The 7,737-nt window shown below is 34.2% G+C and carries 8 protein-coding genes; 7 read left to right on the forward strand and 1 reads right to left on the reverse strand.

Annotated elements, in window-relative coordinates; all coding sequences use genetic code 11:
* Positions 1–3: 3 nt before the first annotated feature.
* Positions 4–267: a helix-turn-helix domain-containing protein gene (locus tag BC961_RS13200; RefSeq protein ID WP_121926320.1), complete on the reverse strand. Its 264-nt coding sequence runs from the start codon at positions 265–267 to the stop codon at positions 4–6.
* A gap of 747 nt (positions 268–1,014) precedes the next feature.
* On the opposite strand from BC961_RS13200, the gene BC961_RS13205 reads away from it, so the two are divergent.
* The 7 genes from BC961_RS13205 to BC961_RS13235 form a co-directional block, all read left to right on the forward strand.
* Positions 1,015–2,355 carry a sigma-54-dependent transcriptional regulator gene (locus tag BC961_RS13205; protein ID WP_121926321.1) on the forward strand — a complete coding sequence of 447 codons (1,341 nt, stop codon included), beginning with the start codon at positions 1,015–1,017 and terminating at the stop codon, positions 2,353–2,355.
* 160 nt (positions 2,356–2,515) lie between these two features.
* Positions 2,516–2,797, forward strand: a complete 282-nt coding sequence (locus BC961_RS13210; RefSeq protein ID WP_121926322.1) for a DUF7674 family protein — start codon at positions 2,516–2,518, stop codon at positions 2,795–2,797.
* 141 nt (positions 2,798–2,938) lie between these two features.
* On the forward strand, positions 2,939–3,298 hold the full coding sequence (locus BC961_RS13215) for a DUF7674 family protein (protein WP_121926323.1): 360 nt from the start codon (positions 2,939–2,941) through the stop codon (positions 3,296–3,298).
* Positions 3,299–3,304: 6 nt separating this feature from the next.
* The gene (kdpF, locus tag BC961_RS13220; RefSeq protein WP_072992107.1) at positions 3,305–3,382 is read left to right on the forward strand and encodes a K(+)-transporting ATPase subunit F; all 78 of its coding nucleotides are present in this window, start codon (positions 3,305–3,307) and stop codon (positions 3,380–3,382) included.
* Positions 3,383–3,417: 35 nt separating this feature from the next.
* Entirely contained in the window at positions 3,418–5,106 is a 1,689-nt protein-coding gene (kdpA, locus tag BC961_RS13225; protein WP_121926324.1) for a potassium-transporting ATPase subunit KdpA, read from the forward strand.
* A gap of 12 nt (positions 5,107–5,118) precedes the next feature.
* Positions 5,119–7,128, forward strand: coding sequence for a potassium-transporting ATPase subunit KdpB (kdpB, locus tag BC961_RS13230; RefSeq protein ID WP_121926325.1), 2,010 nt, complete (start codon positions 5,119–5,121; stop codon positions 7,126–7,128).
* 160 nt (positions 7,129–7,288) lie between these two features.
* A partial coding sequence (locus BC961_RS13235) for a potassium-transporting ATPase subunit C (protein WP_121926326.1) occupies positions 7,289–7,737 on the forward strand: 449 nt, incomplete at its 3' end.

Consider the following 7,737-nt stretch of genomic DNA (forward strand, 5'->3'; position numbering starts at 1 on the left):
AATCTAATATAAAGAATTAATATTATTACTAGAAATATCTGTATCAATAATTTTATAAACATTGTCCAGCATATCAAAATGATTTACTACCTTTAATAGAGTATCAAGAGTAACGTTCTTTCCCTCTTCTAATTTTCTTATTGTAAGTCGTGACATATCTAAAACTTGTGCTAATTCATACTGAGACAATCCAAACAGAAGTCTTTTCTGTTTACACCAATCACCTATTTTAAGTTTTACATCTTTAATATTAATTGAACCTAACATATTATATCTATTTTAATATACAAATATAGTAAAAATAGAGCAAAAAGTATACTTTAATATACTTATATTTATTAATTACTAAAGATTATTAGTCTCGTATTTTTTTTTTAATTTATCAAAAAATACCTTACATGTGGGATTTGGCACAAGTGACTCCTTCAAATTTTATTACGAATACAATTACGAACTAACATCGATGACAAAGAAAACTTCAAGAAAATGTTTAACTTAAAATTTATCACTCGGAAATTGATTTCTAACTATTGTAGAACAGTATAATTTTTCAATACCTCTTTCTCTAATTCATGAAAACACCTCTTCCCTATCCAAATTATGAAATGGAATGTCTAAAAAAATTGGCATAAATTTACTTAAAACTAGAAACAGATTTATACTTACTGTAAAGGATTCCACATCGCTAATTTCTTCAAATCTTGCATAAAATGGTTTGTAAATTGCGCAGTAAGGGTCACAAAATAAAAAGCTCAATTCAATACGAATTGAGCTTTTTTTGTACGTATTACTTCGTAATTAACATACTTAACTTTATTTATTAACACTGGTTTGTATATTTATTGAAGTTACCTTGACTGGACTAAAACCAGATTATCACAAAAAAATGTGGAGTAGCAATATTTTAATGTATCATTAGATCCAAAATCACTTCAGCGTAAATAATTGATATTTATTATACATTATCCATCAAAAAATAATATCTAATTTTACAAAAATTAAATTGTAATCGAATTGAGAAATATTCTAATAATCGACGATGAAGAAAAGTTAAGAGGTCTTCTAGCTCGAATTGTAAAGTCAGAAGGTTTTGTAGTTTTGGAAGCAGCAGATTTAAAATCTGGTTTCAAGAAATTAGAACAAAATGAAATTGATGTTGTCCTTTGTGACGTAAAACTCCCTGATGGCAACGGCGTTGAATTTCTCGAGAAAATTAAAGCTAGTTTCCCCTTAACAGAAGTGATTTTGTTAACCGCCTACGGTAAAATCTCCGATGGTGTGCAAGCCATGAAAAATGGTGCTTTTGATTACATTGTAAAAGGCGATGATAATGATAAAATAATTCCACTTTTATACAAAGCAATTGAGAAGGTTACTCTTCAGCAAAAAATTAAACAGCTAGAAAAACGAATTTCAAAAAAGTATTCTTTTGACGCAATTATTGGAAAATCAAAAGGGTTGGAACAAGTTATCGAGTTATCCAAAAAAGTAGCTAAAACAGATTCTAGCGTACTTTTAACTGGAGAAACCGGAACTGGTAAAGAGGTTTTTGCGCAAGCGATTCATGAGAACAGCACTAGAGCAGGAAAATCATTTGTGGCCTTAAATTGCAGCACCTTTAGCAAAGAACTTTTAGAAAGTGAATTGTTTGGTCATAAACAAGGGTCATTTACTGGCGCTATAAAAGATAAAAAAGGTTTTATAGAAGAAGCTAATGGCGGAACCTTATTTCTAGATGAAATTGGCGAAATGCCAATTGATTTACAAGCTAAATTACTTCGTGTTCTTGAAACGAGTGAATACATTCCTGTTGGAGATTCTACACCAAAAAAATCAAATTTCCGCTTGATTGCTGCTACCAATAGAAATTTGAAAACAGAAAGTGACGAAAAACGCTTTCGTCAAGATTTATATTTTAGATTAAATATTTTTGAGATTACTATTCCACCTTTACGAGAACGAATCAAAGATATTGAACCATTGACTCATTATTTCGTAAGTCAGTTTGCTGAAAAAATGAATCGACAAAAATTACAAATTGACAAAGATTTTTTGCAAAAATTAGAAGTCTATCAATGGCCTGGAAATGTTAGAGAATTAAAAAACGTAATCGAACGCTCCGTAATTTTATGTAATAACGATCTTTTGACGCCAGAATTACTACCGTACGAAATGCAACATCAAACGGATAAAAATATTAAAAATTTATCCGCATTTTCTATGCAAAGTATAGAAAAACTGCATATCCAGAAAGTAATGAATTATACTAGAGGAAATAAAGCTGAAGCAGCTCGTTTACTCGAAATTGGTATTGCAACCTTATATCGAAAATTAGAAGAATACAACATTCAATAAAAGCCTATCATTTCAATAAAAGCCTATCATTTTGATAGGCTTTTTTTATGTCTTTTTTTTAGTAAAATTTACAAGTACAACGCTAACAGCGCCTTACATGATTTAATATTTATTGGAACGTATTTTGGCACAAGGGAAGAGAACATAAAAATTCATACTAATGAAAAATCAAGTAACTACCATTTACAAACAAGCCGAACGGTTGGCGGAAATTACCAAGACATTTATTATTTCTGGAAATATCATTCGGGCAAAAAAATGTTTACAAATTGCTGACGAATTATTATTAAACGGCAGTAACGAAACTAAAAATGCGATTTCGAATGTCTATGTTTTTTCGGTTTCCACTTTTATGGAACTGCGTCACTGTAGCATTTCCAACCTTTTTCCTCAAAATTTAAAATTAGAATACAACAAACAAATCAATGCTCTAGGAGTTTGAGGCAGATCATTTTAAAAGTGACACTCTGAATTTCATTAATCTAAATTTATTTACTATGCTAACTATTATCCTCGTTGCACTCGGTTTATTCTGCTTTTGGTTGCTCTATCTCTCTATTAATTATTTTGACAACATTTAACAATGAAAACAAAAATTTACGAGGCTATCCAGCAATGGATTCCCGAGTCAAAAAACTGGACTGATTTTCCACCCACGAGTGATGAGACCATCAATCAGTACGCACTTTTAAAACGTGTTGCAAGGTTTTGTATTGAAAAGATGGATTCATCAGATGAAGATGAGGCTGAATCAGCCAAAGAAGTTATCAGAGTGATTAACCTGCTTTATGAAAGTGGAAATCACTACACTCGAAATGCAATTGAAAACGAATTCTTTACTGAATTAATCACTCAAGAAAATCCTGCCAGTTTAAAGAAGCATTTGGATTTTTTTTCTAAAGAATCAAAACAAGGTTACATAAGAACCCTACTAGAAAACTAAAAAATTATGACCGCATTATTTATTATCGCAATTGCAGTTTTTATCTACATCTGTTATGTATTACTAAAACCTGAAAAATTTTAGCACAAAAAGAATAATCAAACCCTTAATACTAAAAAATGAATACAGAAATATTAGGAATTGTAGCCATGTTCTTGCTCACTTTAGCACTGGCTATTCCGTTAGGAAAATATATTTCCAAGGTTTACGGAATGGAGAAAACTTGGCTGGATTTTATATTTAATCCACTTGAGAAAATGTTCTTCAAATTAAGTGGCGTTAATCCAGCTATAGAAATGAACTGGAAACAACACTTGAAAGCCTTACTAACCATAAACTTAATATGGTTTATCTTAGGAATGATTATCATGATGACCATGGGAAGTTTACCATTAAATCCAGATGGAAATCCAAGTATGTCAGCGGACTTAGCTTTTAACACCGTGATCTCGTTCGTAGTCAATTGTAACTTACAACATTATTCAGGCGAAACGGGAATAACATATCTAGGACAATTTTATTTGATGTTCCTGCAATTTGTAAGTGCAGCAACGGGAATGGCAGCTGCAGTTGTTGTGTTTAGAGCTTTCCGAGATAAAACTACAACAGAATTAGGTAACTTTTACACCTATTTCATGAAATCTTGTACTCGCATATTGTTACCCCTTTCTTTTGTTGTTGCTATTCTTTTGGTTTTCCAAGGAACTCCAATGACATTTGACGGTAAAGATACGATCACGACATTGCAAGGTGATGTTCAAAATGTTTCTACCGGACCTGCAGCAGGATTTGTTGCCATCAAACACATTGGTACAAATGGTGGTGGATTTTTTGGTACAAATGGCGCGCATCCGCTTGAGAATCCAACTTACTTCTCTAATATGTTAGAGATGTGGGCTCAAATGATTATTCCTTTTGCTATGATATTTGCTTTTGGATATTTCATTAAAAGAAAAAAGTTTTCTTGGATGATTTTCGGGGTAATGACTATTGGCTTTTTTGCCTTAGCTATTCCTAACGTAGTAAATGAAATGAGTGGAAACCCAATGATTGAAAAAATGGGAATTGACACTTCGCTTGGAGCGATGGAAGGAAAAGAAACACGAATAGGTGCCGCTGCAACAGGTTATTGGAGTATTGCTACTACCGTGATTTCAACGGGATCTGTAAATTCAATGCACGATAGTAGTATGCCCCTTTCAGGAATGAACGAATTGCTTGCCATGATGATTAATAGCTTTTATGGCGGAGTTGGTGTTGGAATTTTAAACTTCTTCATCTTTATCATTCTGGCGGTTTTCATTAGTGGATTAATGGTCGGTAGGACACCCGAATTCTTTGGTAAAAAAGTCGAAGCTCGGGAAATGAAAATAGCCATGATTATCGCGTTAATGCACCCGTTCTTAATATTAGTTGGAACTGCACTAACTGCCGCAATGCCAGAATACGGTACTGCGACCTTAAATAATCCAGGATTTCATGGCTTAAGTGAGATGCTTTACGAATTTACTTCTGCCTCAGCAAATAATGGTAGTGGATTTGAAGGATTGGGTGACAATACCGTTTGGTGGAACGTTTCAACAGGAATCGTTTTGATTTTAGCACGTTTTCTACCTATTATAGGGCCTGTAGCAATTGCTGGATTATTGGCACAGAAGAAATTTATTCCGGAAGGAGAAGGAACGTTAAAAACGGATACAGCAACTTTTGGTTTAGTAACCTTGACTGTAATTGTGATTATTGCCGCGTTAGCCTTTTTCCCTGTGTTAGCCTTAGGACCGATAGCTGAATATTTTACCATTTACTAAAAAGAATTTAAAATGAATAAAGATCAATCCTTATTTCAAAAAGACATCATGCAACAAGCATTGGTAAAGTCTTTTGTGAAATTGAATCCGAAACTGATGTTTCGAAATCCGGTAATGTTTACGGTAGAAATTGGAACGTTTGTAATGCTAATCGTTTCCATTTGGACCTTGACTGGCGAAACCTCACAAGGTAGCTTTGGATATAATTTTGTGGTATTCCTAGTCTTATTGTTGACGTTGTTGTTTGCTAATTTTGCAGAAGCAATTGCCGAAGCAAGAGGAAAAGCACAAGCGGACAGTCTGCGAAAAACACGAGAAGAAACGCCTGCAACGTTGAAAAGTGGTGAAAAAATATCTTCTTCCCAACTTAAAAAAGGCGATTTATTTGTGTGCGAAGCCGGCGATATTATTCCAACTGATGGAGAAATCGTAGAAGGTTTGGCAACTATTGATGAAAGTGCTATTACAGGTGAATCGGCTCCAGTGATTAGAGAATCTGGTGGTGACAAAAGTTCCGTTACTGGTGGTACAAAAGTACTCTCTGACCGAATTGTAGTAGAAGTTACTAACGAACCAGGCGAAAGTTTTTTAGATAAAATGATTGCTTTAGTGGAAGGAGCTTCACGCCAAAAAACACCAAACGAAATCGCTTTGACCATTTTACTTGCTGGATTTACTTTAGTGTTTATTATTGTTTGTGTGACTTTAAAACCATTAGCAGATTATTCGAATGTAAATATTACAATTGCTTCTTTTATTGCATTATTCGTTTGCCTGATTCCAACAACTATTGGTGGACTTTTATCAGCAATTGGAATTGCCGGAATGGACAGAGCTTTGAGAGCAAATGTAATCACGAAAAGTGGTAGAGCGGTTGAAACTGCTGGAGATATTGACGTATTGCTTTTAGATAAAACGGGAACAATTACAATTGGGAACCGAAAAGCAACACATTTCTATCCAGCGCCAGGGATTTCAGAAGCTCAATTGATCAAAGCTGCTTTTTTAAGTTCAATTTCGGATGAAACACCAGAAGGAAAATCAATTGTTGAATTATCAAAAATAGATCCTTCGACTTTTCAAAATAGTAACGCACAATTTATCAAGTTTACAGCAGAAACGAGAAGTTCAGGAATCAATTTCGATTCAACTCGTATTAGAAAAGGAGCTACTGATGCTATTAAAAACATGGTGACAAATGCTGGAAATCCTTTTCCAACCGAACTTTTAGACCAAGTAAAAGTAATTGCTGAAAATGGCGGAACACCTTTAGTAGTTTCTGAAAATGAGGTAGCTCTTGGAGTCATCGAACTGCAAGATATCATTAAAACAGGGATGTTCGAACGATTTGAACGCCTTCGTAAAATGGGGATTAAAACCGTAATGGTTACAGGCGATAATCCTTTGACTGCCAAATTTATTGCTGAAAAAGCTGGGGTTGATGACTTTATTGCTGAAGCGAAACCTGAAGATAAGATGAACTACATCAAGCAAGAGCAAATGGCGGGTCGTTTAGTCGCTATGATGGGAGATGGTACCAATGATGCTCCTGCCCTTGCCCAAGCAGATGTAGGTGTTGCCATGAATAGCGGAACACAAGCTGCTAAAGAAGCGGGAAATATGGTTGATTTAGACAATGATCCAACTAAATTAATTGAAATCGTAGAAATTGGAAAACAGTTATTAATGACTCGCGGAACGCTTACCACGTTTAGTATTGCCAATGATGTTGCAAAATATTTCGCCATCATTCCAGCTTTATTTATTACGGCTATTCCAGCGCTTCAAGGATTGAACATAATGCACTTACACAGCCCTGAAAGTGCGATACTTTCAGCTGTAATCTTCAACGCAATCATTATTCCTTTCTTAATTCCACTGGCTTTAAAAGGAGTGAGTTACAAACCAATTGGAGCTAGTGCTTTGTTGAGAAGAAACCTTTTACTTTTTGGTGTCGGTGGAATTATTGTTCCCTTCATCGGTATCAAACTGATTGATATTGTAGTTGCATTGTTTATATAAAAAATAGTGAAGAGTGAAGAGTGAAGAGTGAATAGCAAAAAGTGAAGACTAAAGACTTTACTGTTCAGAACTTTTCAAAAAAATTAAAAAAAAAATATTCTAAGCTCGGCTCCTCTCTTTTTTGAGAGGAGTTAAAGTGAGGATAAAAAAAATAGAAATTATGAAAGATAATTTAATAAAAGGAATAAGAATGACCTTGGTGTTACTGGTGCTTTTCACAGTAATTTATCCACTATCGGTATGGGCAGTTGCTCAATTAGCGCCTAATAATGGAAAAGGCGAAATCGTGTCTTATAAACAAACCAAAGGATACGCTAACATTGGACAAAGCTTTACGAAAGACGAATACTTCTGGGGACGACCATCAGCCGTAGACTATAATGCTGCTGGATCAGGAGCAAGTAATAAAGGAGCTTCAAATGAAGAATATCTAGCCGTAGTGCAAGGTCGAATTGATACTTTTTTACTTAAAAATCCAAGTGTAAAAAAGTTAGAAATTCCAGTTGATTTAGTAACAGCAAGCGGAAGTGGATTAGATCCTAATATTTCAGTTGCAAGCGCTAAAATACAAATTGCAAGGATTCAGAAAGCAAGAAATATAGATCCTGA

This window comes from Flavobacterium weaverense, from assembly GCF_003688495.1.
GTDB classification, from domain to species: Bacteria; Bacteroidota; Bacteroidia; order Flavobacteriales; family Flavobacteriaceae; genus Flavobacterium; species Flavobacterium weaverense.

Excerpts from the sequence above, each read along its gene's own strand:
- BC961_RS13200 (WP_121926320.1), bottom strand. The coding sequence starts at position 267 with ATGTTAGGTTCAATTAATATTAAAGATGTAAAACTTAAAATAGGTGAT.
- BC961_RS13210 (WP_121926322.1), top strand. The coding sequence starts at position 2,516 with ATGAAAAATCAAGTAACTACCATTTACAAACAAGCCGAACGGTTGGCG.
- BC961_RS13215 (WP_121926323.1), top strand. The coding sequence starts at position 2,939 with ATGAAAACAAAAATTTACGAGGCTATCCAGCAATGGATTCCCGAGTCA.
- kdpF (WP_072992107.1), top strand. The coding sequence starts at position 3,305 with ATGACCGCATTATTTATTATCGCAATTGCAGTTTTTATCTACATCTGT.
- kdpA (WP_121926324.1), top strand. The coding sequence starts at position 3,418 with ATGAATACAGAAATATTAGGAATTGTAGCCATGTTCTTGCTCACTTTA.
- kdpB (WP_121926325.1), top strand. The coding sequence starts at position 5,119 with ATGAATAAAGATCAATCCTTATTTCAAAAAGACATCATGCAACAAGCA.